The 26,173-nt window shown below is 32.0% G+C and carries 40 protein-coding genes; 39 read left to right on the top strand and 1 reads right to left on the bottom strand.

Going from position 1 to position 26,173, the window contains the following annotated elements:
- Window positions 1–117: 117 nt before the first annotated feature.
- From FQB35_RS04470 to FQB35_RS04495, 8 genes are all read left to right on the top strand, one after another.
- On the top strand, window positions 118–546 hold the full coding sequence (locus tag FQB35_RS04470) for a hypothetical protein (RefSeq protein ID WP_148808829.1): 429 nt from the start codon (window positions 118–120) through the stop codon (window positions 544–546).
- Between the two features lie 24 nt (window positions 547–570).
- Entirely contained in the window at window positions 571–936 is a 366-nt protein-coding gene (locus FQB35_RS04475; RefSeq protein WP_148808830.1) for a hypothetical protein, read from the top strand.
- A 31-nt stretch (window positions 937–967) separates the two neighbouring features.
- Window positions 968–1,138 (top strand): hypothetical protein, encoded by a 171-nt coding sequence (locus FQB35_RS15765; RefSeq protein WP_207707345.1) that lies wholly within the window; start codon window positions 968–970, stop codon window positions 1,136–1,138.
- Window positions 1,132–1,320 (top strand): DUF6877 family protein, encoded by a 189-nt coding sequence (locus tag FQB35_RS04480; RefSeq protein WP_148808831.1) that lies wholly within the window; start codon window positions 1,132–1,134, stop codon window positions 1,318–1,320. The genes FQB35_RS15765 and FQB35_RS04480 overlap by 7 nt, the downstream gene beginning before the upstream one ends.
- Window positions 1,321–1,325: 5 nt before the next feature.
- Complete coding sequence (locus tag FQB35_RS15770; protein WP_168198241.1) at window positions 1,326–1,487, top strand: hypothetical protein; 162 nt, start codon at window positions 1,326–1,328, stop codon at window positions 1,485–1,487.
- A gap of 114 nt (window positions 1,488–1,601) precedes the next feature.
- On the top strand, window positions 1,602–1,967 hold the full coding sequence (locus tag FQB35_RS04485) for a single-stranded DNA-binding protein (RefSeq protein ID WP_148808832.1): 366 nt from the start codon (window positions 1,602–1,604) through the stop codon (window positions 1,965–1,967).
- Between the two features lie 20 nt (window positions 1,968–1,987).
- Window positions 1,988–2,512 carry a hypothetical protein gene (locus tag FQB35_RS04490; protein ID WP_148808833.1) on the top strand — a complete coding sequence of 175 codons (525 nt, stop codon included), beginning with the start codon at window positions 1,988–1,990 and terminating at the stop codon, window positions 2,510–2,512.
- A gap of 734 nt (window positions 2,513–3,246) precedes the next feature.
- Entirely contained in the window at window positions 3,247–3,429 is a 183-nt protein-coding gene (locus FQB35_RS04495; protein ID WP_148808834.1) for a hypothetical protein, read from the top strand.
- A gap of 83 nt (window positions 3,430–3,512) precedes the next feature.
- On the opposite strand, the gene FQB35_RS04500 is transcribed toward FQB35_RS04495, so the two are convergent.
- Window positions 3,513–3,686 (bottom strand): aspartyl-phosphate phosphatase Spo0E family protein, encoded by a 174-nt coding sequence (locus FQB35_RS04500; RefSeq protein WP_148808835.1) that lies wholly within the window; start codon window positions 3,684–3,686, stop codon window positions 3,513–3,515.
- A gap of 251 nt (window positions 3,687–3,937) precedes the next feature.
- On the opposite strand from FQB35_RS04500, the gene FQB35_RS04505 reads away from it, so the two are divergent.
- The 31 genes from FQB35_RS04505 to FQB35_RS04650 all read left to right on the top strand — a co-directional run bounded on the left by FQB35_RS04505 (window position 3,938) and on the right by FQB35_RS04650 (window position 25,944).
- A complete protein-coding gene (locus FQB35_RS04505; RefSeq protein WP_148808836.1) occupies window positions 3,938–4,765 on the top strand; it encodes an antA/AntB antirepressor family protein in 828 nt (275 codons plus the stop codon).
- A gap of 30 nt (window positions 4,766–4,795) precedes the next feature.
- Window positions 4,796–5,680: a terminase small subunit gene (locus FQB35_RS04510; protein WP_148808837.1), complete on the top strand. Its 885-nt coding sequence runs from the start codon at window positions 4,796–4,798 to the stop codon at window positions 5,678–5,680.
- The gene (locus tag FQB35_RS04515; protein ID WP_148808838.1) at window positions 5,673–6,926 is read left to right on the top strand and encodes a PBSX family phage terminase large subunit; all 1,254 of its coding nucleotides are present in this window, start codon (window positions 5,673–5,675) and stop codon (window positions 6,924–6,926) included. Before FQB35_RS04510 ends, FQB35_RS04515 begins: the two co-directional genes overlap by 8 nt.
- A gap of 14 nt (window positions 6,927–6,940) precedes the next feature.
- Entirely contained in the window at window positions 6,941–8,380 is a 1,440-nt protein-coding gene (locus FQB35_RS04520) for a phage portal protein (protein WP_168198242.1), read from the top strand.
- Window positions 8,373–9,968, top strand: coding sequence for a minor capsid protein (locus tag FQB35_RS04525; RefSeq protein ID WP_148808840.1), 1,596 nt, complete (start codon window positions 8,373–8,375; stop codon window positions 9,966–9,968). The genes FQB35_RS04520 and FQB35_RS04525 overlap by 8 nt, the downstream gene beginning before the upstream one ends.
- Before the next feature lie 5 nt (window positions 9,969–9,973).
- Window positions 9,974–10,207: a hypothetical protein gene (locus FQB35_RS04530; protein ID WP_148808841.1), complete on the top strand. Its 234-nt coding sequence runs from the start codon at window positions 9,974–9,976 to the stop codon at window positions 10,205–10,207.
- 138 nt (window positions 10,208–10,345) lie between these two features.
- Entirely contained in the window at window positions 10,346–11,008 is a 663-nt protein-coding gene (locus FQB35_RS04535) for a phage scaffolding protein (RefSeq protein WP_148808842.1), read from the top strand.
- Window positions 11,009–11,024: 16 nt separating this feature from the next.
- A complete protein-coding gene (locus FQB35_RS04540) occupies window positions 11,025–12,182 on the top strand; it encodes a P22 phage major capsid protein family protein (RefSeq protein WP_148808843.1) in 1,158 nt (385 codons plus the stop codon).
- Window positions 12,183–12,226: 44 nt separating this feature from the next.
- Complete coding sequence (locus FQB35_RS04545; RefSeq protein ID WP_148808844.1) at window positions 12,227–12,442, top strand: Rho termination factor N-terminal domain-containing protein; 216 nt, start codon at window positions 12,227–12,229, stop codon at window positions 12,440–12,442.
- Window positions 12,442–12,738, top strand: coding sequence for a phage head-tail connector protein (locus FQB35_RS04550; RefSeq protein ID WP_148808845.1), 297 nt, complete (start codon window positions 12,442–12,444; stop codon window positions 12,736–12,738). Before FQB35_RS04545 ends, FQB35_RS04550 begins: the two co-directional genes overlap by 1 nt.
- Entirely contained in the window at window positions 12,735–13,091 is a 357-nt protein-coding gene (locus FQB35_RS04555) for a hypothetical protein (protein ID WP_148808846.1), read from the top strand. The genes FQB35_RS04550 and FQB35_RS04555 overlap by 4 nt, the downstream gene beginning before the upstream one ends.
- Window positions 13,091–13,480: an HK97 gp10 family phage protein gene (locus FQB35_RS04560; protein WP_148808847.1), complete on the top strand. Its 390-nt coding sequence runs from the start codon at window positions 13,091–13,093 to the stop codon at window positions 13,478–13,480. Before FQB35_RS04555 ends, FQB35_RS04560 begins: the two co-directional genes overlap by 1 nt.
- A 12-nt stretch (window positions 13,481–13,492) precedes the next feature.
- A complete protein-coding gene (locus FQB35_RS04565) occupies window positions 13,493–14,014 on the top strand; it encodes a phage tail terminator family protein (protein WP_148808848.1) in 522 nt (173 codons plus the stop codon).
- Window positions 14,015–15,076, top strand: coding sequence for a phage tail sheath C-terminal domain-containing protein (locus FQB35_RS04570; protein ID WP_148808849.1), 1,062 nt, complete (start codon window positions 14,015–14,017; stop codon window positions 15,074–15,076).
- A gap of 12 nt (window positions 15,077–15,088) precedes the next feature.
- Window positions 15,089–15,526: a phage tail tube protein gene (locus tag FQB35_RS04575; RefSeq protein WP_148808850.1), complete on the top strand. Its 438-nt coding sequence runs from the start codon at window positions 15,089–15,091 to the stop codon at window positions 15,524–15,526.
- Between the two features lie 13 nt (window positions 15,527–15,539).
- Complete coding sequence (locus FQB35_RS04580; RefSeq protein ID WP_148808851.1) at window positions 15,540–15,941, top strand: phage tail assembly chaperone; 402 nt, start codon at window positions 15,540–15,542, stop codon at window positions 15,939–15,941.
- A gap of 192 nt (window positions 15,942–16,133) precedes the next feature.
- Complete coding sequence (locus FQB35_RS04585; RefSeq protein WP_148808852.1) at window positions 16,134–16,427, top strand: hypothetical protein; 294 nt, start codon at window positions 16,134–16,136, stop codon at window positions 16,425–16,427.
- A gap of 46 nt (window positions 16,428–16,473) precedes the next feature.
- Window positions 16,474–18,255, top strand: a complete 1,782-nt coding sequence (locus FQB35_RS04590) for a hypothetical protein (protein WP_148808853.1) — start codon at window positions 16,474–16,476, stop codon at window positions 18,253–18,255.
- A gap of 54 nt (window positions 18,256–18,309) precedes the next feature.
- Window positions 18,310–18,477: a hypothetical protein gene (locus FQB35_RS15775; RefSeq protein WP_168198243.1), complete on the top strand. Its 168-nt coding sequence runs from the start codon at window positions 18,310–18,312 to the stop codon at window positions 18,475–18,477.
- Between the two features lie 35 nt (window positions 18,478–18,512).
- Window positions 18,513–18,932 carry a hypothetical protein gene (locus FQB35_RS04595; RefSeq protein ID WP_148808854.1) on the top strand — a complete coding sequence of 140 codons (420 nt, stop codon included), beginning with the start codon at window positions 18,513–18,515 and terminating at the stop codon, window positions 18,930–18,932.
- Between the two features lies 1 nt (window position 18,933).
- Window positions 18,934–19,914: an XkdQ/YqbQ family protein gene (locus FQB35_RS04600; protein ID WP_148808855.1), complete on the top strand. Its 981-nt coding sequence runs from the start codon at window positions 18,934–18,936 to the stop codon at window positions 19,912–19,914.
- Window positions 19,914–20,330, top strand: a complete 417-nt coding sequence (locus FQB35_RS04605) for a DUF2577 domain-containing protein (protein WP_148808856.1) — start codon at window positions 19,914–19,916, stop codon at window positions 20,328–20,330. The genes FQB35_RS04600 and FQB35_RS04605 overlap by 1 nt, the downstream gene beginning before the upstream one ends.
- Window positions 20,330–20,776 (top strand): DUF2634 domain-containing protein, encoded by a 447-nt coding sequence (locus tag FQB35_RS04610; protein WP_148808857.1) that lies wholly within the window; start codon window positions 20,330–20,332, stop codon window positions 20,774–20,776. The genes FQB35_RS04605 and FQB35_RS04610 overlap by 1 nt, the downstream gene beginning before the upstream one ends.
- A complete protein-coding gene (locus FQB35_RS04615; protein WP_148808858.1) occupies window positions 20,777–21,820 on the top strand; it encodes a baseplate J/gp47 family protein in 1,044 nt (347 codons plus the stop codon).
- Window positions 21,813–22,358, top strand: a complete 546-nt coding sequence (locus FQB35_RS04620) for a YmfQ family protein (RefSeq protein WP_231701856.1) — start codon at window positions 21,813–21,815, stop codon at window positions 22,356–22,358. Before FQB35_RS04615 ends, FQB35_RS04620 begins: the two co-directional genes overlap by 8 nt.
- A gap of 12 nt (window positions 22,359–22,370) precedes the next feature.
- Window positions 22,371–23,507, top strand: coding sequence for a tail fiber protein (locus FQB35_RS16015; RefSeq protein ID WP_207707346.1), 1,137 nt, complete (start codon window positions 22,371–22,373; stop codon window positions 23,505–23,507).
- Window positions 23,508–23,520: 13 nt separating this feature from the next.
- On the top strand, window positions 23,521–23,904 hold the full coding sequence (locus FQB35_RS04630) for a hypothetical protein (RefSeq protein WP_148808859.1): 384 nt from the start codon (window positions 23,521–23,523) through the stop codon (window positions 23,902–23,904).
- Between the two features lie 50 nt (window positions 23,905–23,954).
- Window positions 23,955–24,950 carry a S8 family serine peptidase gene (locus tag FQB35_RS04635; protein WP_148808860.1) on the top strand — a complete coding sequence of 332 codons (996 nt, stop codon included), beginning with the start codon at window positions 23,955–23,957 and terminating at the stop codon, window positions 24,948–24,950.
- Window positions 24,951–24,962: 12 nt separating this feature from the next.
- The gene (locus FQB35_RS04640; protein WP_148808861.1) at window positions 24,963–25,400 is read left to right on the top strand and encodes a YcbK family protein; all 438 of its coding nucleotides are present in this window, start codon (window positions 24,963–24,965) and stop codon (window positions 25,398–25,400) included.
- Window positions 25,401–25,407: 7 nt separating this feature from the next.
- The gene (locus FQB35_RS04645; RefSeq protein WP_148808862.1) at window positions 25,408–25,632 is read left to right on the top strand and encodes a hemolysin XhlA family protein; all 225 of its coding nucleotides are present in this window, start codon (window positions 25,408–25,410) and stop codon (window positions 25,630–25,632) included.
- 12 nt (window positions 25,633–25,644) lie between these two features.
- On the top strand, window positions 25,645–25,944 hold the full coding sequence (locus FQB35_RS04650; protein ID WP_148808863.1) for a phage holin family protein: 300 nt from the start codon (window positions 25,645–25,647) through the stop codon (window positions 25,942–25,944).
- The last annotated feature ends 229 nt before the right edge of the window (window positions 25,945–26,173 follow it).

Consider the following 26,173-nt stretch of genomic DNA (forward strand, 5'->3'; position numbering starts at 1 on the left):
TAGATGTATAGGGGAAAGGAAAAATTAGAATTGTTGTTAGTAAAAGAAAAAAGTTTTTTTAAGAACAAAAAGAATATTGATAAAAAGTGGTATTTTAGAAGAAAGTGAGGGAAAAGCATGAATCGTTTTTATGAATTAGTTTTAATAGATAGAATTAAAAAACTTGAAGAAAAAAACAAAAGATTAAAAATAGAAATAAAAGAACATAAAAAACAAAATCCAGTATTTGTTGATAACGGAAATCATGAAGAATGTATGAAATTATGGAATAGAATTGAAGAATTAGAAGAAGAAAATGAGAATTTAAAATTTCAACATGAGAAAATGGCTGAAAAGATTAGAGAACTTAGAAAATTCAAGAATGAAGCTGTAAAAAGAGTTGTGAGTGCAGAAAAATTAAATCGCGAATTAATAAAAGCACTAGAATTTATGTTAAATTGGAACACAAAAATATCAGAAGAAATGGGAATAGCAGATACAGAAGAAAGTTTAATAAAGTTTATTGAGTTAAAAAAGCTGCTAGAAAAAGCAGAGAAGGTGATCTAAATTAATTATAAAGAATATGAGATGATGAAAAAAGCAGGGTTTGTGGCATTTGAAATAGGGAATTTTAAATTGCTTACAAAATATAGCAAGAAAAATAAATTATCCTATTTGGGAGATATAATTGATTCTATAGATATTTTAGTTACAGGGATTGCAAATATTATATATTTCCCTTTTAATTTCTTAGCAACTTTATACGGCTTTATACCTAAAATACGAATACTAGATGCAAATACAGAATTAAAAGGAAAACAAATGGATAAAGAAAAGTATGCTAGAGAAATTAATTATAAATGTCCAGATTGTGAATTTGCTTTTAATAAAGCTGCATGTGAAACTTGTAGATACAAATATGGATTAGAACAACATATTAAAAATATATCAGATTAAATTGAGGATTAGTGGAGATGGTGATAGAGCAATGAAGAAATTTGATTTATGTATTGCAGATTGTAAGCGGTGTAATGGTATAAATGTAGAGCATATAGAAAGAAATGTGTATAAATGCAAAGAGACAGGAAAAGTTTTGTTGTATATGATGTCGACAAAGAAATTACGAGAAATTAAGTCAGAGAAGGTGATGGAGTGGTGAAAATAAAAACCATGCAAGACTTAATTTCAAATTCAAAATATTTACCTCAATCAGTAGTTGAGGATATAAACAGAAGAATAACCGATTGGCTAGCAAGTGGAGGAAATATAGATGATGATTATATTCAACAACAATTTAGATATGCTGAAAAATTTGTCAATCAAGAATTAAAGAGGAGGTAATACTGATGAATAATATAGAAAGATTATATAAAAATATTAAGATTTTAGTTGATACAAATATGTTAGAAGAAGAATTCAAAGTGTTTGCGGAAGAAAATTCAGATGTAACAACCATAGAAGAACTAAACGATGTGATAGAAACGGAGATTTCTTATTGGGAAGAATAATTTTACAATAGAACAAAATCTAAGAGATATAAAGCAGATTGAAAATAGTATAAATCTAAAGTAAAATCCAACTGCTCCTGGGACATGCCTGGGAGCGAAAGGGGGAATGCAAAAATGAACAGTGTTAATCTTATAGGAAGATGGACAAGAGATCCAGAAATGCGATTTACTCAAAACGGAAAAGCATTAACAAAAGTAAGTATAGCTGTTAATAGAACTTTTGGAGAAGGAGCAGATTTCTTTGAAGTTGTGATATGGGGAAAGATTGCTGAGAATACAGCACAATATACGAAAAAAGGTAGCAAAGTAGGAATAGAGGGTAGGCTACAACAGGAAACATGGGAAAAAGACGGACAGAAAAGAAGCAAAGTTGTGATAGTAGCTGAGAGAGTAGAATTTCTTGATAATAAAAATAGCCAATCAAATAATGAAATAGATGGATTTCAAGCAATAGATGATGACGATGATATACCATTTTAAGCGTTAAGGGGGCAAAATCGATGGAGGATATTCAATATAGAAGAACAGAAGGAATATTATATAGGCATTTTAAGAAGATCAAGAGGATCGAAAGATTAAAGTACGATATAGAGAATACAAAGCAGACTATACATAAGATACAACAAGACCTGAGAAACGTGAACGTAGAGCTATCGGATTGTGTTAAAGCTATAGATTATAGCCAGGACAGAGTACAATCTAGCATTGTTACATCAAGTGCTGTAGAAAGAGAGTTGGAACGAATTACGAATAAACTTTTAAATGAACTTAAATATAAAATCCAAAGGAAATATAAGTTAAAAGCAAGATTGAGAAAAATAGAGGAAGATGTTAAAAGGATTGAAAAAATACTTAGTGATCTTACCGAAGAAGAAATGCAGATTGTAGAACTTAGGTATTCGGAACATAGAACAAATAGAGCTATAGAAAAGATACTATACATGGAAGGAAGGCCTAGTAGTTATGTAAGTATTTGGAGGAAGAAAAATAAAATAATAGAATATATTTATAGTCAATTGAAGTAGATTGAAACAAAAATGAAACAAGATAGAAACATTTAAAATTAAAAATCTATAATATAATTGTATTGTAGAAATAGTTACCCCCTGATATCTTCTAATGACTAAGGCAGTCGAGAAATCGGCTGTCTTTTTCATGTATAAAAATGAGGTGATCGCATGGAATTACACAGATGCAAAGTTAAATTTCATAAAGGCAAGATAGTATGCGCTAGTGAAATTCTATGTTCAGATTGCCCTGAAAAAGATAAATGCGAGGATATAGATATTTATGTAGATAGTAAGTACTGGGGAAGCAAGGAATGCATGAGCCACGATAGCTATGAAAGGAAAAATAAGAGGATCAGGCAGAAAGGGTGGGGGAAATGAGTATACCTGAGAAAATATGGGGTATTAAATAGAACTATTGCAAGATGTGTATCACGTGGTGTAAATGATTATCATAATAAAAAGAAACAAAAGATAATAATACAAAAAAACTAAAAGATGAAATAAGTGAAAAAAAGGAAGCTTATTAATAGAAATTGGAATATTTCTTGGCGTAGGATTTGTATTGTTTGGAAGAGGAGAATATTGGATGTATAATAATATTTATTAGTTTTGCTTTAGCTGGTTTGCTTAATCATGAAAATAAATAAGTAGTCAATAAGTTAAACGATTTGTGTCGAAATTTGCGAGTGGAATATAAAGGATACTGTTTTCTTGTAGAGAATTCTAATAATTAGGAAGGAGGAGGACGTATGGGAGATAATGATAAAAAAGTAGCTGACAATTCTTTTGAAGCATCTGAAAATCTGAAAGATCATGTGGCAGGTGCTATAGACAAAGCTTCGAAAGGAGATTTTGCAGGAGCAGCTAAAGATGCAATGGATGCTGTTGGGGATATGGCACAAGTTGCAGGACATGTAGTAGAAGGAAATTAAAAAGAGCCAACCGGCTCTTTTTTCATGCAAAAATTCAAGTAGCACAACAGGTTAAATCAAATTTAACGTGCTACAATTATTTGTTATTTTTGCATACTATCATATTTTGATAGTAATTTATCCAGTAATTGGCTTAATTCAATTACTTCTTGATCCAGTAAATTTTCTTCTTTATGCTTGATTAATTCGTTTAGTGCAAATCTAGTTTGTTCAATCTGATCTAAGAGAGATTTTAATTTATTGTTATATTTATCCATTTTCCATACTCCTTTTCATTCGTGTATTTAGATTTAACCTGTCGCACTATTGTAAATTCTAATGGAAAAATATAACAAAGAGTAAATCATTTCAAAATATATAGATAATTTAGACACTGTAAAAGGTGTCTTTTTTAATGCAAATTTTTAGGTTTGCAGGATAACAACCTGCCACCTCTTAGGAGTTACGCATGGTGGGGGTAAGTTCCTACCACTCCTAGTTATCAATAAAATTCTAGGAGGTAGTCGATATGAGAGTGGCAAAAATCAATGATGTAAAAGTAAAAGTATTTGAGAAAAAAGAATTAATTGAGAAGCTAGGATTTACAGAAGAAGATGCAAAATTAGTTATGAAGTACCAAAAGACATTTCCTGAGTTATTACAGGATGGTGTAGAAGGGTTTGTTATTGACGCTGAAACTTTATGGGAGCAATTAGGTAAGCCGAATGGGCAATTTAGTAAATGGGCTAATAAAAGAATAAAGGAAGTGTTTAAGAATGGCTTAGAATGGAGTTTTAGCCGGATTAGGATAAAAGATGGTAGACCAAAACAAGTAATAAAATTAACTTTGGAAACTGCTAAACATGTAGCAATGGCTACTGGTTTAGATGGCAATTCGAGTAAAAAAGTAAGAGAAAAGGGAAATCTCGTTAGAAACTATTTTATAAAAATGGAAAAAGCTTTAAGAGATTATGAGTATTGGATCATGGTTAGAGAACCACAGAAAGAAGGATATAAAAAACTAAGTGAAGTATTAGATACAAATTACCAATTAACCCATGAAGGAAAATCAGCACCTAATTATGTATTTTCTAATGAAGCAGATATGATCAATAGAGCTTTACTTGGTATGTCGGCTAAAAAGCTTCAGGCACTATTGGATACAAAAGATAAAGCAACAAGAGAGCATTTTACTGTGGAGATCAATAAGACTATTTCTGAATTACAGACAATGGATATGGGTTTAGTAATGGCAGGACTTGACTATGAAACAAGGAAAAAGACTATAACAAATATTTGTAGTACGAAATATAAATATATGCAGCTGATAGTAAAAGAATTAAAGAAAACTGCATAAATTGTAATTTTTCATTTATGAGGTGGTGGTATGGCAAGAGTAAGAAGCCCAGATAGTATAAAAGCAGAAGAAATGTATCTAAAAAGTAAAGGTGAAATAGAATTAGTTGAAATTGCAAAAGAATTGAATGTATCACCTGGTACAGTTAGATCATGGAAGAATAGATATAAGTGGGATGATAAATTAAATGGTAACATAAATGCAACGTTGCAAAAAGAGAAGAAAAAGAAACGCAACGTTGCGAAAAAAGAAAAGAAAAAGGAAATTAAGACGGATGAAAAAATATTAGAGCAATTAGAAGATGCTGAACTTACTGAAAAGCAGCGTCTTTTTTGTTTGTATTACATAAAGAATTTCAATGCAACAATGGCAGCAATCAAGGCAGGATATTCGAAAGATACAGCACACGTAATAGGGCATGAAAACCTTAGGAAACCTAAAATTGCAGCTGAGATAAGAAGGTTAAAAGGAGCAATAAGACAAGAAGTATTCATTGATGCTATGGATGTACTAAATAAATACATCAAAATAGCTTTTGCAGATATAACAGACTACGTAACCTTTGGTCAGAAGGAAGTGCCTGTAATGGGACCATTTGGACCAATAGAAGATGATGAAGGTAATCCAGTGACGAAAATAGTAAACTATGTTGATTTTAAGGAAAGCAATATGGTAGATGGAACAATAATCGCTGAAGCAAAACAAGGGAAAGATGGGATATCTATTAAGTTGGCTGATAAGATGAAAGCTCTCGATAAACTATCTATGTATTTTGATCTATTCCCTGATAAGTTTAAGCGCCAAGTAGAAGAAGAGAAGATTAAGATACAAAAAGAAAAATTAAATTTAGATGGTAAAGATAAAACAATGAAAGTAGTGATTGTTGATGATATAGAAGGTGTAGAAGATGATTAAAGTTAAACTATCAGAAAAAGTAATCCCAGCCTTTTATGACTTTTGGAAGAATTGTGATAAATACCTTTATAAAGTATTAAAAGGTGGACGTAATAGTTCTAAATCATCACATATAAGTATCAAAATCATTACTGAACTTATGAAAAAAACTATTAATGCACTTGTTGTTAGAAAAGTAGGCAATACGTTAGAAACAAGTGTATATGAACAGCTTATATGGGCTATAGAACACCTTGAGGTGTCAGATTATTGGCATATACAAAAAAGTCCATTAAAACTTATTTACAAGCCAACCGGCAATTATATTATCTTTCGTGGCGCTGATAAACCAGAAAAAATTAAATCTATTAAAACAAGTAAGTATCCAATAGCAATTTTATGGATAGAGGAACTTGCAGAGTTTAAAACAGAAGAAGAAATATCGACTATAGTCAACTCTGTTATAAGAGCAGAGTTGCCAAAAGGATTAAACTATAGCATTTTTTATTCCTACAACCCACCAAAGAGAAAACAATCCTGGGTAAATAAGAAATATGAAACTCAATTTATAGCTGATAATACATATATTCATCATAGCACGTATTTAGATAATCCTTATGTATCAAAAGCTTTTATAGAAGAAGCGGAGGAAGTTAAAAAGAAAAATGAATATAAATATAGTCATGAATATTTAGGTGAGCCTATAGGAAGCGGCATAGTGCCATTTAACAATCTTGTATTTAGAAAAATTACTGATGATGAAATAAGAAGTTTTGATAATATAAGGCAAGGTATTGACTGGGGATATGCAGCAGATCCTTTTGCTTTTGTAAGATGGCATTATGATAAGACTAGGAGAAAACTTTATTGTATAGATGAATTATACGGAGTCAAATTAAGCAATAGAGAAGTAGCAGAGTGGATTAAAAATAAAAAATACAACGATTTTAGAATTATTGCAGATAGTGTAGAACCAAAATCCATAGCAGAACTGAAAAGTTATGGAATTAATATTGTTGGAGCTAAAAAAGGGCCAGGAAGTGTTGAGTATGGTGAAAAATGGCTTGATGATTTAGACGAAATAGTCATTGATCCAGATAGAACACCAAATATAGCAAAAGAATTTGAATCAATAGATTATCAAGTTGATAAAGATGGAAATATTAAATCAAAGCTTGAAGATAAAGATAATCACACGATAGATGCTACAAGATATGCTACTGAAAATGACCAAAAGTACAAACAATCAATACAATTCCTAATATAAAGGTAGGTGATAAAGTGTACGAAGTTGAGTTAATTAAAAGCAAATTGACTGCAGAAAGTCAAATATCAGATACAGCAGTAATTAAAGACTGGATAGAATCGGATTTGAAAAGTCAATCGAAACAGGATATGACAGACGGTGTAAATTATTATGATTGCAACCATGATATTTTAAAAATTGATTTTAGAGAGTATATAGTAGATGGACAAAAGTTAATTGATTCTAACAAAGCCAATAATCAGCTTATAAATCCATTTCATAGGCTGCTGGTCCAACAGAAAATAGGATATATTGCAGGAAAGCCTGTTGTATTTACTTCTGAAAAAAAAGAATTAACAACGATTATCAACGATATCCTAGGTATTAAATTTGATGATATCCTAGTAGATTGGATTAAAGGAGCCAGCAACAAAGGAATTGAATGGCTACATCCTTTTATTGATGAAGAAGGGAATTTTGACTATGTAATTATTCCGGCAGAGCAGATCATACCCATTTACGATACGTCATATCAAAAGAACCTAGTATATATTATTCGATATTATACTATGCAAGTGGTAAAAGGGGATGAAACAGAAGAACGATACAAGGTTGAATTGTGGGATAAAGAGAAAGTAACATATTTCATTGAAGATGACCATGGAAATTTTATTTATGATGATACAGAACCATTAAATCCGAAATATCATTGGTATAGTTTTAACACCAATAATCCAGACGATAAGAAGCCTAGTAGCTGGGGAAAGATTCCTTTTATAAACTTAGACAATAATAGCGAAAAAACAAGTGATTTAAAATCAATTAAAAAATATATAGATGCATACGATAAGGTGTCTAGTGGATTCTTAAATGATCTTGAAGATATACAAATGGCTATATGGGTCCTAAGAGGATACGAAGGGACAAATCTATCTGAGTTTATGAGAAACCTTATTCAATTTAAAGCTATGAAGGTATCAGAAGAAGGAGGTGTCGATAATAAGACATTAGAAATCCCCGCGGAAGCTAGAAAGATAATGCTAGAGATATTAGAGGATAAGATTTATGAAATAGGGCAAGGGGTTAAAATGTCTACTGATAAGTTTGGACAGAATCCAAGTGGAGTAGCTTTAAAATTTTTGTACAGTGGATTAGACCTAAAAGCTAATACTATGATTAGAAAGCTAAAGAAGGCATTGAGTGAATTTGTTTGGTTTGTAACAGAGTATGTTAATAATAAAAACAATACTTCTTATGATTATAAATCTATAAAATTCACTACGAACAAAACTATAATAACGAATGAAACCGAACAGATTGATAATTGTACAAAGTCAATAGGCATTCTTTCAAATGAAACAATTATAGCAAATCATCCTTGGGTAGATGATGCTAAAGAAGAAATTGAGAAGAAGAAAAAAGAGCAGGAAGAAAATATGTATGGTTATGATTTAGAAGGTGTTGTAAATGAATAAAATTACAATACCAGATAAAGATTATTGGCAAAAGAGATCAGAAAAAAGAATTTCAAATTGGTTCAAAGAAGCTGAACGTTTAGAAAAACGCTTGAAAAGAGAATACGAAAAAGCGCTACAAGAGATTCAAAAGGAAATCTCTTATTTTTATGCAAAGTATGCTGTAAAAGAAAATATACAATATAAAAATGCTATTCTTAAACTTAACAAAAGCGAATTAAGACAGTTTAGATATAAACTAGAAAATTATATCAAAGAAATCCAAGTTTATGGAAATAAACAACTGGAGAAAGAATTAAATGCTCTAAGCGTAAGAAGTAGGATCACAAGACTTGAATCGTTAGAAGCAAACATAAAAGCTGAATTAAGTAAATTGTATTCTGAGGAACAATTAGAAATTGGTCAATTCCTGAGTGCTGCTACGAAAGAAAATTACTATCAATCAGTATATGAAGTGTTTAAAGGTATTGGAATTGGAGGTAGTTTTGCAAAAATTTCTCCGGTTACAATAGAAGCTATATTGAAATACCCATGGAGTGGAGAAAATTTTTCAGATAGAATATGGGGTAACGCAGAAAGACTTGCAAGAGCAATCAAACAAGAACTTACTCAAGCGTTTATCCAAGGAAAATCAAATCAGAAGTTAGCAAGATCTATAAGAGATAGAATGAATGTAAGTTATAAAAACTCTATGAGGCTTGTTAGAACAGAAACGGCATATATTGCTAATGAATCTACTGCTTTAGGGTATGAAGCTACAGGGATAGTTAATGAGTATGAATATATATCTACATTAGATAGTCGTACAAGTGATATATGTTCAAAGCTAGATGGGAAAGTATTTAAGCTATCAGAAAGGCAAGTAGGGGTGAACTATCCACCTTCTCATCCAAATTGCAGGAGCACAACAGTAGTTCATTTTGAAGATGAGATAGGGGAAAGAATTGCAAGGAATTTAAAGGGTAAAAGTTATTATGTACCATCTGATATGACATATGAAGAATGGTATCAGAAACATGTGGTTGATAAATACGGAAAAGATCAAATAGATATTTTAGAAAGACAGAGAAAAAATAGAACCAATGACAAGCAGCAATATAAAAAATATAAAAAGATTTTAGGAAAGAAAATACCTACTTCCTTTGATAAGTTCCAGGAATTGAAATATAATAATAGTAAAGAATGGAATAAGCTAAAAGAGGAATATCATAAGGTATTTATTACAAAAGATTTTAAAGAGATTGCACCGTTGTTCAAGGGAAAATTAGGGGATGTTGAAACAAGAAAGTGGTATAAGTGGCATGATGAAAATATACCAAATTTGATTGATAAATCTAAACCTATTGAGGATCAGGCAAGAGAAGCGCACAGTTTAAGAAATACATATAGAACTCAAGCAAGAGATTTGATGAGAGATCAAGAAAAAAGAAAAAGCCTAGATTTAAACTACCCAAATAAAACCTTTGAGGAATTAATTGCTGATAAAATGAAAAGAAAGAATATGACAAGAGAACAAGCTATTCAAGACATATTAAAGACGGCTACAAAGTCTAATAAAAAGGTCAATAAATCTTTGGGACTGGAGTGAAAAATATGTATGAATATAATATTTGTAATCATGCAGATGAAGAAATATTTACTAAACAATGTAATGCGTTAGAAAAAAATATACCTAATATCATAAAAGATGAGTTGCTGACAGATGTTGATGATAGTAAAATACAGAAATACTTGTTAAATGATAAAGTGATTTTGGTATATAATAGCAACTATGAAAATGAGGTTTATGTTAAATCAGAAATAGATTTGATGCCATATTTTAATTAATAAGCACTTACTAAGAAAAATAGTAGGTGCTTTTATTATGCCTAAAATTATTCGTCTTTTTGGTATTTATGACGTTAAACTGAAAGACTATCGTGTCGTTACACGAAAAAAACGTAATAGAATATAGGAGGTAGTAGAATGGATTGGTTAAAGGAACTATTAGGAGAAGAATTATATGGACAAGTAAAAGATAAACTTGGGGATACAAAGATCATGAAAGATGATGGGAATTTTATTCCTAAGTCTAGGTTTGACCAAGTGAATGAACAGAAGAAAGAATTGCAAAAGCAAGTAGATGAATTGAAAGACATATCTACAAAGTATGAAGCGTTACAAAATGATATTACAAAGTGGAAGGATCAAGCTGAACAAGTTCCTGCATTGAAGAAAAAGATGGAGGAATGGGAAAGTCAATCTATTGATCTTCAGACAAAACTATCTGAGGCTAATAAGCAGATAGAAGGTTTTGCTGCTAAAGAACAAGAGTATCAAACAAAACTTAGGGATACTCAAATCAACTCAGCGATTGAAAAGGAATTGATGAAGCATTCTGTTAAATACCCTGATCTTATCCTAGGTAAATTTGACAGGGAAAAGATAGAAATAGCAGAGGATGGGACTGTTAAAGGTATAGATGAGCAACTAAATCAAATCAAAGAAAATTATAAAGAATTGTTTGGTGAAATCAAAATGACAGGTGGATCACCAAATCCAGGCGGAGGAAATCCAACACCAAAAGCAGATCCAAGCAAAATGTCTGATGCTGAATGGCTAAAAATGAGAATGAGTGAACAAAAATAGAAAGGATGATTAACTTATGGGAAACACATTATTAACACCACAAGAAATCGCTAGAGAGGCTTTAGTAAGATTAAAATCTAACATGGTTATGGCTGGGTTAGTTCATACGGATTATTCAGCAGAATTTCAAAAGAAGGGCGATACAGTAACAATAAGAAAACCAGCTACTTTTGTTGCGGATGAATTTGGAGGTACAATTAATCTTCAAGAGATTGGAGAAGATTCTGTTGCTGTAAAGCTAGATAAGATTGCAGATGTTTCTGTTGAGGTAACATCAAAAGAGTTGACATTGGATGTTCAGGATTTTGGAGCACAGATATTAGATGGTGCTGTTTTAGCAATTGCTGAAAAAATTGACAATGATTTAGCGTCGCTATATAAATACGTTCCGTATTTTAGTGGAACACCTGGAAGTACACCATCTGCATTAACGGATATATCTGCTGCAATGAAGGTATTAAATGCAAATCGTGTTCCAATGGGAATGAGAAGTGCTGTTTGGGATCCTGAAGCGCATGCAAGTTTAGTAACGTTAGATGCATTAGCTGGACTTGATAAGTCTGGAACAACTGCAGCTTTAAGAGAGGCTTCTATGGGTAGAGTTATGATGTTTGATAACTTTATGGATCAAAATATTAAAACTCATGTAGCTGGAGGATATACAGCTTTAGAAGATGTTACTGCTACTGTGAATGTAGCAAACAATGCAAGTGATTCTATAACTGGATTAACATATTCTGTAGCAGCATTAACAAGTGCTGCAGAAACAGCAACAACTAAGTTAGTAAAAGGCGATATTTTAACAATCGGTGGAAAACAATATACTGTAATCGAAGACACTGCAACTGCTGTAGCGGGTGTAATTTCTATTGTAAAAGTATTCCCAGCATTAGAGGCTAATGTAACTGATGCAACAGTAACATTCCCTGATAAAACTGCAGGAGGACATACTGCAAACTTAGGATTCCACAAAAATGCGTTTGCATTAGTATCTAGGCCACTTGTTGCACCAATGGGCGGAGCTGATTCTTACGTTACAAATTTAAGTAACGATATTAACATTAGAGTTACCATGGGCTATGATATGACAACAAAGAAAAATATTATATCTATTGATTGTTTATATGGTGTAGCACCGATTTTCTCACAATTAGCAACAAGAATATTAGGGTAGGATTTATTTCCTACCTCCTTTTTATAAATTAGAGGAGGGATGATATGATTTGTCCAAATTGTAACAAAGAATTTAGCCCCAAGGTTTTTCAATTACACCTTCAACGATGCAAAAAACAAGAAGATAAAAAAGAAGAAAATGTTGAATTGGCAAGATTGAAAGTGGATCAATTAAAAGAAATGGCTAAGGAGAAGGGGATTGAAGGGTATTCAAATATGAAGAAAAATGAATTAGTTGAAGCGTTAGAAGGTGATGTATAATGCTTGAAGAAATTAAAAGACTGTTAGGTTATACAAGTATCGAATACGATATTGTTATTGATCATTATATAAATGGTGTTACACAAAAGATATTGAATTACTGTAATATCAGTGAGCTTCCGAAGGAATTAGAACATGTTGTCGTTGAAAAAGTTGTTGCTATCATGAAGGATGAAAAAAGTGTAAAAACAGTAACGAGGGGTGATACGACAATCACATATCAAGACGGTGAAATTGATCTTATAGATAATATTAAAAGCCAATTGAACCGTTTTAGGAAGGTGAAATTTGTGTGATTGAGAAAGATATTTTAGAGCAAACTTATTTCAATAGAATGAAGATTATAAGGATTACAGAGATAATTACTGAATGGGATGAAACTATTTCAAAGGAAATTACAGTAGCCAGTAATATAAAATGTGCTGTATCTCAAACTAGAAGATCATCATACAATGCTGCTCAAACAAATGTGGCTAATGAAATAAAATATACTCCAAAATTGTTTTGTGGACCTGATGTAGATATAAAAGTAGGAGATAAGCTAATTATTACACTAGAAAATGGAATGACAAGAGAATACAAAACTGGAGAACCTTATCTATATTCTTCGCATCAGGAAATACCACTGCTTAGAGAAGGTGAAGCATAATGGGTTTTAGGATTAATGGATTAGACAGTTTTGAGAGAGCGTTATTAGAAACAATCAAAGTGAAATTTCCACAAGAAATCGAAAAAGAATTACAAAGGTTAGCTTTAGATTTAGAAGGAACGATAAAAAGAAGAACTCCTGTAGATACAGGAAGATTAAGAGGGAGCTTTACTACTGGTAGAGTAAAGAAAATAGGTGGAGAATGGTATATCGAAGTTGGTACAAATGTTGAATATGCTGAACACATCGAATATGGGCATAGAACAGCTAACGGTGGATTTGTACCAGGTATAAAAATGGTAGAAGTAAGTGTAACACAATTAGAACAGAGGCTTCCTATAAAAATGAGAGCATGGCTTAGAAGAATGTTAAGAGAATTTGAATTATAAGGTGGTGGATAGATGTCATATAGCCAAGAAGAAATACCAAGTACGATAAAAACGCCACTAATACTTATAAAAGAGGCAATCTTTAAAAAGTTAAGCAGTAATTTTCAAGGATATAAATTATATGGAGAAGAGATACAACAAGGATTTAAAAGGCCTTGTTTTTTTGTGCAGATTATACCCGTAATAGACACAATGGATCATCAATTCTACAAAAGTAGAGCAATCAACATTGATATACATTATTTTTCAGAGAATGAGACAAACCATGAAAATCTTTTAATGCTTGATCAATTAAATGACGTATTTTCAAAAGGATTAAAAGTAGATGATAGGTGTATTAGTATAGATGAAACTACATCTAACACTATAGATGGTGTACTTCATTTTGCTTTTACACTTAATTATACGGATAGCGAAGATGGTGTCATAATTGATGGTGTGTTAGTGCCAAAGTCTGAAATCAATCCTGATCTTGGATATACAGATGATACAACTGAAACCATGCAAGAATTAGAAATAAAGGAGGAGTTATAGATGGGACTTCCTGAAATACTTATTGAGTTTAAAACCCAAGGAACAACAGCGATACAGCGAAGTGCTAGAGGGATTGTAGCGTTAATCCTTAAAGATGATACAAATGCAACATTCGATACAAAGGTATACACAGAAATTGATGAAATAGATGCAAATGATTGGACGGCAACAAATAAAGATTATATCGAAAAAACTTTTCTAGGGATACCGAGTAAAGTTATTGTAGAAAGGATTGCCACAGCTGCAACAGATTACAATACAGCACTTGGGAGACTGAAAAATAAAAAATGGAATTATCTTGCCATTCCAGGACTTCAAACTGCAGACGTTACAAATATTGCTACATGGATTAAAACGGAAAGAGATAACAATAAAAAAACCTTTAAGGCCGTACTACCAAATCATACAGGTGATCATGAAGGCATTATAAACTTTGCTACAGACAATATAAAAGTGGGAGAAACAACTTATACAACTGCAGAATATTGCTGTAGAATCGCTGGCATACTGGCAGGACTTCCATTTAGTAGATCATCTACTTATTATGCTTTAACGGAAGTGGAAAGTATTACTGAGTCTGTTGATCCAAGTGGAGATATTGACGCTGGAAAACTTATTTTAATTAATGATGGAGAAAAAATTAAAATAGGCCGTGGAGTAAATTCTTTGACTACCACAACAGCAACAAAAGGAGAAGAATTTAAAAAGATTAAGATTGTAGAGGGTGTAGATTTAGTCAGAGACGATATTAGGGATACGTTTGATAGCGAATATGTAGGAAAAGTAGTAAATATTTACGATAACAAGGTACTGTTTCTTGCTGCAGTAAATGCTTATTTTGGCGAATTAGAAAGAATAGATGTATTAGATTCAAGTTATGATAATAAAGCTGAAATAGATATTATCGCACAAAAGCTTTATTTACAAGGAAAAGGAATTGACATTAATTCTTTGAAAGAGCAGGAAATCAAAGAGTATAACACAGGGTCAAAAGTATTTGCAAAAGCACAAGTAAAATTTAGTGATGCAATGGAAGATTTGTCTTTCACTGTATTTATGTAGGAGGTGTTTTGAATGGGTAAAATACCAGGTAATAGACAAATAAGTGGAAAATATGGGATGCTTTACTGGGATGGAGAACCTATATATGAAGTTGAAGCATTTGAAGCTAAACTTACTATAAATCGTGAAGACGTTCAGCAAGTTGGGGAAGGTGCTAATGATTCAAAGATTACAGGATACAAAGGTGAAGGGATGTTTAGAGTTAAGAAGGTATTCAGTAGAGGACAAAAGAAAATCGCTCAGGCTATTAAAGAGGGTAGAGATCCACGAAGCCAATTAGTTGGCAAACTTGCTGATCCAGATTCTTATGGAACAGAGAGAGTGGTACTTAATAATGTTTGGTTTAATGAAGTAATACTTATGCAGTTTGAAGTTGGACAGGTTTTAAATAGAGAATTCCCATTTGGATTTACGGATTGGGATTTTCCTGATTTGATAGAAGTACAATAGGAGGGTGAATAATATGAAGATGGATACAAAACAAACTAAAGAGACACCAAAAAAGGTTACCTTGAAGGAATTGATTGCAAGGAAACATGAAATTGAAGATCAGAAAAATGCTAAAAAAGATTTATATATTAAATCATTAGATGGTGTAATTACAGTAGAGAAACCGAGTAGAGAGCTGTGCATTGATGCCATGGATATGGGAGCTGCGGATGGTGACAAATATTTGGTTTATAGTTGTGTAATAGAACCAAATTTAAAAGATACAGAATTACAAAAAGCATATGGATGCGCTGAACCAATGGACATAGTAGAAAAGATTTTTGAATCTGGAGAAATAACACAAATAGCAAAAGCTTGTGTTTTTCTTGCTGGTTATGGTGATAGTGTAAAAATGGTAGATGATATAAAAAACTAATAAATAGTGATGGAGAACTATTTCTCCTTCACTACTATTTGCAAAAGGGATTTACGCATGAATTTATTTTAAATCTATCTGAGTCAGAAAAACTTTTTTACATAGCTAGTATGGAACTAGAAATAGAAAAACAAAACCAGTAGACTATTAATTCCACATTTTGGTATAATAATATCGAAAGGGGTGGAAAAATTGAAAAAAATAATATCGCTTCTGATTTTTGTATTATTGGTTAGTATATTGACTTCATGCGGAAATAATACTACTAAGGTCACTTTAGAAAACTTCAATAAAATAGAAACAGGTATGACATTAAAAGAAGTAACAGCTATTTTGGGGGAAGGCGTACAAGATGCAAAAACTGAAAGTAAAAGTATTGGTTTAGTAGTAGAAAGTTATATATGGAAAAATAAAGATGGCTCGAATATAATAATCATGTTTAAAAACGGCAAGGTAGATACTAAGGCACAATCATTTTTAAAATAGCACTCGTTTGAGTGCTATTTTTTATACCGTTAAAGGTGGTGAGTATATGGCACAACGTATTGGAGCGATCCTTACGTTAAGAGATAATTTTACAGTACAAATGCGTAATGCAACAAATAGATTAAGAAGTTTTAGGAACGAAAGCCGAAATACAGAAAGTGCAGTTGGAAGCTTAACAAAGAAACTCACGGGTGTAGCTGCAGGTTTTATAGGAATCAAAACTGCATCAAACGTATTTGAAAAAGCTTTAAATAGTGCTAGTTCTTTTGAAGGATATAGAAATACATTGAATGTGGTTATGAAAGATACTAAAAAAGCTGCAGAAATGATGTCGTGGGCTACTGATTTTGCTAACAAGACTCCATTTGAAACAGATAGTGTTGTAGAAGCAACAGTGAGATTGCAAAGTTATGGAATAGAAGCTAAGAAAGTAATGTCAGCTATTGGTGATATGGCTGGAGTAATGAACAAAGATATTATGCAAGCTGTTGAAGCGGTTGCTGATGCACAGACAGGAGAATTAGAGAGGTTAAAAGAATTTGGTATAACCAAGCAAATGATTATTGATCATGCAAATAAAATTATGAAAAGAAAACAGATTGTAAACAACAAAGGGCAAATTACAGATCAGAAAAATTTCAACAAAGCATTATTTAGTTTGATGAATGAACGTTTTAAAGGTGGTATGGAAATACAGGCTAATTCATTTAAGGGATTAATGTCAACAGTAAAAGGTGTATTTGGTACTGCATTAGCAGAAATGATGGGGATATCTAAAGAAGGAGAGATTGTTACTGGCAGTGCTTTTGACATGATAAAACAGAAAGTTAAATCTGTTGCTGATACTATGCAAAAATGGTCTGAAGATGGTACAATCAAAAAAATTTCAAGCAAAATTACAGAAGGAATGGAAACTGCAAGCAAATTTATACAAAAGGCAAGAATAAGGTTCAACGAGATTGGAAGTGTAATAGGAGAGATTGCTGATACTTATTTACCAAATTTAGATGGCGAATTTACAACTTTCAAACAAATCTTAGGAAGTACTTTTAATGAAGGACTAAATCTTGTTCAAAGTGGCTTGGAATGGATAAGAGATAATTCAACATTGATTCAAACAGCAATCGTAGGATTAACCACAGCTTATATTACACAGAAAGGAATACTAGCAGGAGTTGCACTTGCTCAAAATTCTTTAAATGTTGCAGTAGGAATTTCAAGAACTTATCATTTATTAAATCGCGCAGCGATTATAGCTTCCACTACTGCTACATTAACTGGATCTAGTGCAATAGGTGTAATAACAGCTGCACAATGGTTATGGAATACTGCAATGGCTGCGAATCCAATCGGAACAGTGGTTACTGCAGTAGCGCTTTTGACAGCGGGGATTTATGCGCTATATAAAAATTTTGATAAAGTCACAGGAGCAATAAAAAAAGCATGGGATTGGCTTACAAAATGGAATGATACTGATTCAAAAGATAAAAGTGTTAATATTTCAAACAATAAATCATCTATGGCAAATAGAGACGATAAGAGTTCTATTGAAAAAAGCAACTGGCGTAATCATGACAGAACTACAAAACAAAACGCTCTAGGAACATCATACTATACTCACGGAACAGTAGATGAAAAAGGTGGAGAAATAAAAGTTTTACCAAATGGAACCAAAGTGATTCCCCATGATGTATCTGTGAAAACTATGCAAAATAGCAAAGCAAAGCCTAATATAATCATTAATATTAATGGTGTGAATAAGTCTACAGAGGAAATTATGAATGATTTGATGCCGAAATTAAAACTAGCTTTATTAAATTCAAATTAAAGCAAGGAAAAATTCATCCTAAATAGAAGTATTATATAAACGGAGGTGCGTTATATGGATTTTGAGGAACTTAGACTAAAAGTAGTAAAAGAAATGAAAGAAAAATTAGTTCGTGATGGAACAAGCATTGATAATTTAGTTGAAGTACTTATTGAACTTTCTTCAAAGGTATCTAAAAATATGCTACAAGAATATCATGATCAAATTAATCAAAAAGGCTAGAAAAATATCTAGTCTTTTTTGTTTGGAGTGATGAAATGGATATATTTCTTTCAATCAATAACCGACAGAAAATTATTAAGCTGCCTGTACTACCTAAAGAATTTAAAGTACAATCAGGAATGAAAAATGAAGCTTATGACACCATAAGCCAAGGTGAAATAAAACTTATTGGTATGCCTACATTAAAAGCAATATCATTGCAATCATTTTTCCCTATGAAGGATTATCCTTTCCTTAGAGATAGAACCTATACTGGGTGGGAGTATGTCGAAATGATTGAATCGTGGAAGGAACGTAGAGAGCCTATAAGGATTATAATTACAGATACACCTATTAATATGCCTTGTACTATAGAATCATTTGATTATGGCCTACAGGATGGTTCAGGAGATATATATTATACATTGTCATTATCAGAATTCAAGTTTATAAACCTAGATCAAAGGAGTGTATAGGATGCATGAGTTATTCAATATATCAAATAATGTGCAAACCAATATCACTCCTTTGGTGGGATTATTACAATGGAGCAGCAATATTAATGAACTTGGAGAACGGCTTGATTTTGATATAGCATATAATGATGATAGATATTTTCCTAAGAATCCTGTAGATATAGGGAACCTAATTATTTTAAGGAACCAGGGTGAAATATTTAGAGGGATAGTTATTACAGAAAATAAAGCTGGAAAAGATCCAATAACCTATACATGTTTTGACTATGCATTTTATCTCAATAAATCAAAAGGTATATACCAATTTAACAAAGTTAAAGGGAATAAGGCCATAGAATCTATTTTAAATGATTTTAATGTTCCAATAGGTAGTATTGCACCTATTAACGTCGCTATAAGTAAAATATACAACGACAAGTACATTAGCGATATTATAAAAGACATATTAGATATCGCTCAAAAAGAGACAGGAATAAAGTATAGGATGGAAATGAGATTAGGAAAGCTATATATTGAAAAACAAACAGATTTGATTATTAAAGCAACTTTTAAATTAGCAAGTAATATAGCTCCTAACAATGTTACAGATGCAATTTTTAATCCTACTAAACGAAGAACCATTGAAGATATGAAAAATTCTATTAAAATCATTACTACAAACAATGATAAAACAAAGATCGTGACAGAGGCTAAAGATAATGGATTGATAAATAAATATGGTTTACTTCAAGAAGTTAAAAGTATAGATAAAAAAGATATTGCTCAGGCTAAGAATATTGCTCAAAATATGCTAAAAGATCTAGGGAAAATATTTGAAGAAAATAATATTGAAGTACCTGGAGATGATAGCGTAAGAGCTGGAAGGATTTTAGAAGTAAACGAACAGGTAACAGGCATGAAAGGAAATTATTTGATTACAGATGTTATCCATACTGTAAAAAACGGTATCCACAGGATGAAGTTAGGACTAGGGGTGATATAGTGGATGGAATAAGTGAATTGGCAAAAATGTTAAAAGAGAGGGATAATCAGCCCTATTTAGGCCCACAGATTGGGGAAGTTATTACTCCACCACCAAATATCCAGATTGCTTTAGGTGATAAGATTATTCTCACAAAAGAGCATCTTGTCATTGCAGCTCATGCACTAACAGATTATCAAAGAGAAATAAATATTACAGGGGATATACAAACTACAGAAGAAGGTGGATCTGTTATCCTGCAAGTAAATCCACCACCTACAACATATACTGTAGTGGATGGAAGTGTAAATGGAAATGTAGTAATCACAGGGGCAATAAAATATACAGATACTTTGAAGAAAGGTGATAAAGTAATACTCATACCTTCTACAGATGAACAAACGTATTTTTTAATTGATAAGGCGGTGACGCTATAATGCTTCCTGAAATAGCAAACTTAGAATTTAATACTCAGCAAATAGAAGAAGTACCAAGTCAAGGAACTTCTTTTTTATTTGACTTTAAAATTGGAGACTTTATTTTAAAGAATGGAAGATTAGTAAAAGTATCCGATATTGAAGCTTTGAAAATATGGATAGAAAAGTGTTTGAGGACTGAAAAATTCAAATTTAAAGTTTACGAAAAGGAAAATAAAGATCTAGAATATGGTGTTACAATAGAGGATCTGATTGTAGGTCATGATTATCCACAAAGCTTTATCGAATCAGAATTAAAAAGAGAAATAAGCATAGGATTGCTGAAAAATCCAATGATAGCAAGTCTTTCAGAATGGAAGATTGAAAAGAAAAATCCAATCGTTAATGTATCATTCAGAGTAAATTTAAAAACAGGTGAAACATTCACCCAGGAGGTGAATTTCTAATTGGCAGATACAATAGATGTTATACATGAACGTATGCTTTCGAATATTTCAGATGAATACGACAAGACCGAAGGGTCTTTTTTTTATGATACAACTAAGCCAGTTGCTATTGAATTAGAAAGTGTTTATAAAGAACAGGAATCAATACTTGATAAAGGTTTTGTTGAAACTGCTACTGGTGAATGGTTAGATAAGAAAGTAGCAGAGCAAGGCTTAACAAGAAAACCAGCTACAAAAGCAACTGGATATGTAACTATAGAAGGTTCAGAAGGTGCAATTATAAATGCAGGAGATAAGGTAGCAAATGATACAGTAACATATACAATACTTGAATCTAAAACTATAGATAGTACATTAAAAGCTTCTGTACAAGTTGAATGTGATGAATTTGGAAGCGTAGGGAATGTACCTATAAATGCTATAAAATACTTTCCTGTAACCTTGTCTGGACTTACCAAAGTCTATAATGAAGAAAAAATTGACAATGGTTATGATGGAGAGACTGACGAAGAATTAAGACAACGATATTATGACAAAGTAAGAACTCCTGCGACTTCAGGAAATAAATATCACTACAGAAATTGGGCTAAGGAAGTTACAGGAGTTGGAGATGCTAGAGTTTTTCCGCTTGCCAATGGTCCAGGAACAGTAAAGGTAATGATTATAGATAGTAATAAAACAGGAGCAGAACAAGAGTTAATAGATGCAGTATATAACCACATTGAAGAAAATAGACCAATAGGCGCAACAGTAACAGTTGTAAGTGCAACAGAAGTTCCAATAAATATTAATGTGACTTTAACTATTGATACAGACAATTATGCAGAGCAAGAGGTAATAACAAATATAGAAAATAATATAACTGCATATTTGAAAGAAATAGCTTTTGTAGAGGACTATGTAAGCTATGCAAAAGTCGGTAGCATTATATTAGATACTATAGGAGTACTTGACTATTCAAATTTAATTGTAAATGGTGGCACTTCAAACATAACTATAGCTGATAATGAAGTTGCAGTTTTAGGTGGTGTAACAAATGTCTAATCAGCTTATGAAATACCTTCCTGGTTACTATAAAACAAGTCAAGTAATAGCTAATATCACAGATGTAGAAAATAGCGAAATACAGCAATTCAAAACAAGTTTAGATAATACGCTTAATCAATTCTTTGTAGATCTAGCTGATACATCATTAGATAGATGGGAAAAGGAATTAGGAATTCCTGTTAACAGTAGTAAACCTGATGAGTATAGAAGATCGGTAATTAAATCTAAACTAAGAGGGCAAGGGACTATAACTGTCAATCTGATAAAAAATGTATCTGAAAGTTATTCTAATGGAGAAGTAGAAGTAATTGAAGATAATCCTAATTATAGTTTTACAATTAAGTTTGTAGGTACGAGAGGCATACCACCAAATTTAGATGACCTAAAATCAGCAATAGAAGAAATTAAACCAGCACATCTGGCAGTAGAATATGAATTTACTTATACAGTGTGGAGTGAAGTAAAAAATATAACTTGGAATGACGTAAAAACAGGTACTTGGGACGATTTAAAAACAAGACAAATAATTGTATAGCGAGGTGATATAATGCCTGATTTGACAACTAATATTGGTCTTAAAAAACCTGCTGGGAATGAAACTGCGGATATTGATATGATTAATGAAAACATGGATATTATTGATGCTGAAGTCGCTAAAAAAGCAAGTGCTACAGAAGATGGCAGGATGAGCAAAGAGGATAAAACAAAGTTGGATAGTATAGAAGACAATGCAAATAACTATCAACATCCTTCTGTGCATCCAGCAACCATGATTACAGAAGATAGCACTCATAGATTTGTCACTGACAGCGAAAAATCCGATTGGAATTCGAAAGAAACACCAGCAGGAGCTCAAGCAAAAGCTAATGTGGCAGAACAAAATGCAAAGAATTATGCGGATAGCATAAAGCCGACAAAATTAAGTCAGTTAAGTAATGATGTAGGCTATATAACAGCACAAAGAGCCGTAAGTGATAGTGTAACCAGTACAAGTTCGACTGTTGCAGCAAGTAGTAAAGCAGTTAAAACCGCATATGACAAAGCAAATGATGCATACAGTAAAGTTACATCTGCTACTTATGTTAGAGATAGAGTTAAGGCGGCAGATGGTCATGGTAGTGGTTTAGATGCGGACTTACTTGATGGGTGGCATAGGGATTCTATAAGAGATTGGAATCACTTACTAAATAGACCATCTTCTTTACCTGCTAATGGCGGAAATGCTGATAGTGTAGATGGATTGCATTTCAGAGAATACAATGAAAGTTTACAATATTACTATGGAGGGAAGTGGAAAGACGTGACAGCAATAGGAAATGCAAGCAACACCGTAATAGGAAGTGCAGTAACTAATACAGATAAATATAAATATACTGTCGCACATTCTTACAATGGAAGTGGGATATTAACACATATTGGAATGTCAGCAAGCAATTGGGACTCTAACAATTATTATAATACAGGCAAAATAAAACTTGTAATAGATGACGTAGTGCTATATGATGGCACTGTATGTATAATATATCATGATCCTAATGGAGATGGACAAGCATTCGGGTTTGAAAGTGTGACATTATTACAAGCACCTATAAAGTTTAATTCAAACATAACAATATACCATATGGCTGGTAGTGATTCATACGGTTCGGCATTCAGGACTATTTGGAACTATATCAAGCAATAAGGAGGCGTATCAAATGTTTAAAGAATTTAACGGGGAAATATTACATGGTACAGAAGAAACAGGATATACTCATTATGGATTCATAGAAGATGTACACATTGAAGAGAGTGAAAATTTAAGAATATATAAGAGAGTGAAATTTAATTTTGACAAAAATAAATATGAAATAGATGAAGACAACATAGCCCCAATTACCATTGATGGTGTAGAGCATATTCCGATCAATGGAATAGTAAAAATAGATATCTCAGAAGAGAATAGACAAAAAGCATTAGCTAGTTTGAAGTCTAAATATTTAAAATTAATCAAAGATGCAGATTTATTAGGAGACATTGAAGAAAAAACAAGACTGCAACAAGAATATCTACAGAAAAAAACAGAGATTGAAAATGCATAGTATAAGCACCTTTTAGGTGTTATTTTTATGGGGAAAAGAGGAGGAGTATCATGAAGAAACAACACAACAATCTATTTGAAATATTAAATATAACAGGCCGAAAAACCTTCTGGAGTCAGGGTTTTTTCGGTCAAGATGTTAAGGTAGCAATAATTGATACAGGTATTAATACACAACATCAGGAATTTAAAAATGTGAAGATTAAATGTAAAAATGTGATAAATGATAACGTAGAACCAGGAATGCACGGAACAGCTACTGCAGGATGCTTAGTTTATGTTGCACCGAATGTTGAAATTTTGAATTTAGAAATCAATGATGAAAAGAATGAAGCATACAATGATAATATAGCTAAAGCGATTAGAAAAGCTGTGGATGAAGATTGTGATATAATAAATCTTAGTTATAGTCATAAAAGTAATTATGGTGGCATAGAAGAAGCGTGTCAATATGCATACGATAATGATGTCTTAATTGTTTGTAGTATGAGTAATGAAGGAAAGAAATTAAGAAAATATCCAGCTTGCTTTGATACAGTTTTAAGTGTAGGAGCTATAGATTGGAATGAAAAAAGATGTGATTTCTCTAATTATGGACAATGGATTGATGTTGTTCAAGTAGGTAAGAATATTCCTGTACCACATTACAAATATAATGATGAATATTTGGTACTAGATGGAACTAGCTTTTCAACACCACTCGTTGCAGGAATTGCAGCACTTATCAAATGTAAATATAAAACATTAGGCAAATACTTAAGCATGCAAGAATTTATGAATCTTTTAACCGTAGCGTTTTCAAAAGACCTAGGAGAACTAGGATTTGATAAATACTACGGTTTTGGTTTGTGTAGTTTACAACCGTTAGTCGATACTAAAGAATTTACGATAGGTAGTAATATGATGAAACAAAATAGAGAAGTTATTAAGATGGAAGCTGTAGCTAAAATTGAATCTGGAAGGACTTTAGTCCCTTTAAGATATGTAAATAATAACGCTTGTGTTTTATGGATTCCAGAAGAAAAGAAAGTTAAAATTATGTATTAAGGGAGGCTTTTTATGTTGAAAATACAAGTGTATGATGGACAAATTACAGAACATTTTAATATAAAAGAATTTGCATGTAAAGCGAATATGGAAGTGTTATTGAATGCTGAAGTATTGGATCATATTTTCAGGTTAGAAAAATTTAGGGTTTGGTATGGTAGACCAATGATTATTAATAGTGGATATAGAACTCCTGAGTACAATAAAAAAATTGGTGGAGCTGAAAAATCAAAGCATATGAAAGGAATTGCTGCAGATTTTGCATTGCCTATGGAGGAATTGAAAAAATATGATAAATCTAGAATAGAAGAATTCTACAATAACATTAAAAACAAATGGTTTAAACTTTGTGAAGCTGATGGAATAAATGGTGGTGTGGGATTTTATGATACGTTTATCCATCTAGATAGTAGGACAGATGAGCAAGCATTTTGGGACGAGAGAAAGTAGGTGTTTTATGAATAATGATATTATTCAAGAAATACTAGAAAGAATTGTTCGTATCGAAACGAAAATAGATGGATATAACAATCTGAGAGAAAAACTAGATACCACACATAATAAGGCAATGAATAACGAACAAAGAATTAAAAAAATTGAAGATAGTCAAACATGGCTCTGGCGAACATTTGTCGGAGCCTTAATTGTTGGATTTATTGCTACATCAATAAAATGGAAATAGGAGGATGTTATAATGGATATTATGAATTTTGTATTGGAGCAGAATTTAATTATTATAGGAGTAGTCTATGTACTGGGGGTATTCCTAAAGAATCTTAAAATGATAGAGGATAAGTTTATTCCTTTTATTTTGTTGGTTTTTGCAATAGTATTTTCTCTGTTGACTGCAGATATTTCTACAACAGAAAAGGTTGCAAAGGGAGTAATGCAAGGGATTCTAATTACAGGTGCTGCTGTTTTGGGTAATCAAATGTGGAAGCAGTCTACCAAGAAAAGAATACCTGATGACAGAAAAGAAGACGCAGGGGCTTAGGTCCCTGTTTTTTTTGTTTTTGAGAAAATGGAAAATATTTCTTGATACTATACCGAGAATACGGTATAATATAATTAAGAAAGAGAGGTGAGGAAATGCTAGATGAAATTGAAAAAGTCGTTCATATCATCTTCGAAGTAGTAAGTACCATCGCCATAGCAGTTGCACTTCAAAGAGATAGAAACGACTAATCACAGGGGCTAAAAAGCCCCAACTCTTAATACTATTA

It is taken from the genome of Crassaminicella thermophila (assembly GCF_008152325.1).
Lineage (GTDB): Bacteria > Bacillota > Clostridia > Peptostreptococcales > Thermotaleaceae > Crassaminicella_A > Crassaminicella_A thermophila.

Excerpts from the sequence above, each read along its gene's own strand:
- FQB35_RS15770 (WP_168198241.1), top strand. The coding sequence starts at position 1,326 with ATGAATAATATAGAAAGATTATATAAAAATATTAAGATTTTAGTTGAT.
- FQB35_RS04540 (WP_148808843.1), top strand. The coding sequence starts at position 11,025 with ATGGGAAACACATTATTAACACCACAAGAAATCGCTAGAGAGGCTTTA.
- FQB35_RS04595 (WP_148808854.1), top strand. The coding sequence starts at position 18,513 with ATGGATATATTTCTTTCAATCAATAACCGACAGAAAATTATTAAGCTG.
- FQB35_RS04545 (WP_148808844.1), top strand. The coding sequence starts at position 12,227 with ATGATTTGTCCAAATTGTAACAAAGAATTTAGCCCCAAGGTTTTTCAA.
- FQB35_RS16015 (WP_207707346.1), top strand. The coding sequence starts at position 22,371 with ATGCCTGATTTGACAACTAATATTGGTCTTAAAAAACCTGCTGGGAAT.
- FQB35_RS04620 (WP_231701856.1), top strand. The coding sequence starts at position 21,813 with ATGTCTAATCAGCTTATGAAATACCTTCCTGGTTACTATAAAACAAGT.
- FQB35_RS15765 (WP_207707345.1), top strand. The coding sequence starts at position 968 with ATGAAGAAATTTGATTTATGTATTGCAGATTGTAAGCGGTGTAATGGT.
- FQB35_RS04510 (WP_148808837.1), top strand. The coding sequence starts at position 4,796 with ATGGCAAGAGTAAGAAGCCCAGATAGTATAAAAGCAGAAGAAATGTAT.
- FQB35_RS04470 (WP_148808829.1), top strand. The coding sequence starts at position 118 with ATGAATCGTTTTTATGAATTAGTTTTAATAGATAGAATTAAAAAACTT.
- FQB35_RS04610 (WP_148808857.1), top strand. The coding sequence starts at position 20,330 with ATGCTTCCTGAAATAGCAAACTTAGAATTTAATACTCAGCAAATAGAA.
- FQB35_RS04495 (WP_148808834.1), top strand. The coding sequence starts at position 3,247 with ATGGGAGATAATGATAAAAAAGTAGCTGACAATTCTTTTGAAGCATCT.
- FQB35_RS04640 (WP_148808861.1), top strand. The coding sequence starts at position 24,963 with ATGTTGAAAATACAAGTGTATGATGGACAAATTACAGAACATTTTAAT.
- FQB35_RS04475 (WP_148808830.1), top strand. The coding sequence starts at position 571 with ATGAAAAAAGCAGGGTTTGTGGCATTTGAAATAGGGAATTTTAAATTG.
- FQB35_RS04535 (WP_148808842.1), top strand. The coding sequence starts at position 10,346 with ATGGATTGGTTAAAGGAACTATTAGGAGAAGAATTATATGGACAAGTA.
- FQB35_RS04570 (WP_148808849.1), top strand. The coding sequence starts at position 14,015 with ATGGGACTTCCTGAAATACTTATTGAGTTTAAAACCCAAGGAACAACA.
- FQB35_RS04505 (WP_148808836.1), top strand. The coding sequence starts at position 3,938 with ATGAGAGTGGCAAAAATCAATGATGTAAAAGTAAAAGTATTTGAGAAA.
- FQB35_RS04485 (WP_148808832.1), top strand. The coding sequence starts at position 1,602 with ATGAACAGTGTTAATCTTATAGGAAGATGGACAAGAGATCCAGAAATG.
- FQB35_RS04645 (WP_148808862.1), top strand. The coding sequence starts at position 25,408 with ATGAATAATGATATTATTCAAGAAATACTAGAAAGAATTGTTCGTATC.
- FQB35_RS04565 (WP_148808848.1), top strand. The coding sequence starts at position 13,493 with ATGTCATATAGCCAAGAAGAAATACCAAGTACGATAAAAACGCCACTA.
- FQB35_RS04650 (WP_148808863.1), top strand. The coding sequence starts at position 25,645 with ATGGATATTATGAATTTTGTATTGGAGCAGAATTTAATTATTATAGGA.
- FQB35_RS04525 (WP_148808840.1), top strand. The coding sequence starts at position 8,373 with ATGAATAAAATTACAATACCAGATAAAGATTATTGGCAAAAGAGATCA.
- FQB35_RS04515 (WP_148808838.1), top strand. The coding sequence starts at position 5,673 with ATGATTAAAGTTAAACTATCAGAAAAAGTAATCCCAGCCTTTTATGAC.
- FQB35_RS04630 (WP_148808859.1), top strand. The coding sequence starts at position 23,521 with ATGTTTAAAGAATTTAACGGGGAAATATTACATGGTACAGAAGAAACA.
- FQB35_RS04500 (WP_148808835.1), bottom strand. The coding sequence starts at position 3,686 with ATGGATAAATATAACAATAAATTAAAATCTCTCTTAGATCAGATTGAA.
- FQB35_RS04575 (WP_148808850.1), top strand. The coding sequence starts at position 15,089 with ATGGGTAAAATACCAGGTAATAGACAAATAAGTGGAAAATATGGGATG.
- FQB35_RS04580 (WP_148808851.1), top strand. The coding sequence starts at position 15,540 with ATGAAGATGGATACAAAACAAACTAAAGAGACACCAAAAAAGGTTACC.
- FQB35_RS04530 (WP_148808841.1), top strand. The coding sequence starts at position 9,974 with ATGTATGAATATAATATTTGTAATCATGCAGATGAAGAAATATTTACT.
- FQB35_RS04560 (WP_148808847.1), top strand. The coding sequence starts at position 13,091 with ATGGGTTTTAGGATTAATGGATTAGACAGTTTTGAGAGAGCGTTATTA.
- FQB35_RS04590 (WP_148808853.1), top strand. The coding sequence starts at position 16,474 with ATGGCACAACGTATTGGAGCGATCCTTACGTTAAGAGATAATTTTACA.
- FQB35_RS04550 (WP_148808845.1), top strand. The coding sequence starts at position 12,442 with ATGCTTGAAGAAATTAAAAGACTGTTAGGTTATACAAGTATCGAATAC.
- FQB35_RS04600 (WP_148808855.1), top strand. The coding sequence starts at position 18,934 with ATGCATGAGTTATTCAATATATCAAATAATGTGCAAACCAATATCACT.
- FQB35_RS04490 (WP_148808833.1), top strand. The coding sequence starts at position 1,988 with ATGGAGGATATTCAATATAGAAGAACAGAAGGAATATTATATAGGCAT.
- FQB35_RS15775 (WP_168198243.1), top strand. The coding sequence starts at position 18,310 with ATGGATTTTGAGGAACTTAGACTAAAAGTAGTAAAAGAAATGAAAGAA.
- FQB35_RS04635 (WP_148808860.1), top strand. The coding sequence starts at position 23,955 with ATGAAGAAACAACACAACAATCTATTTGAAATATTAAATATAACAGGC.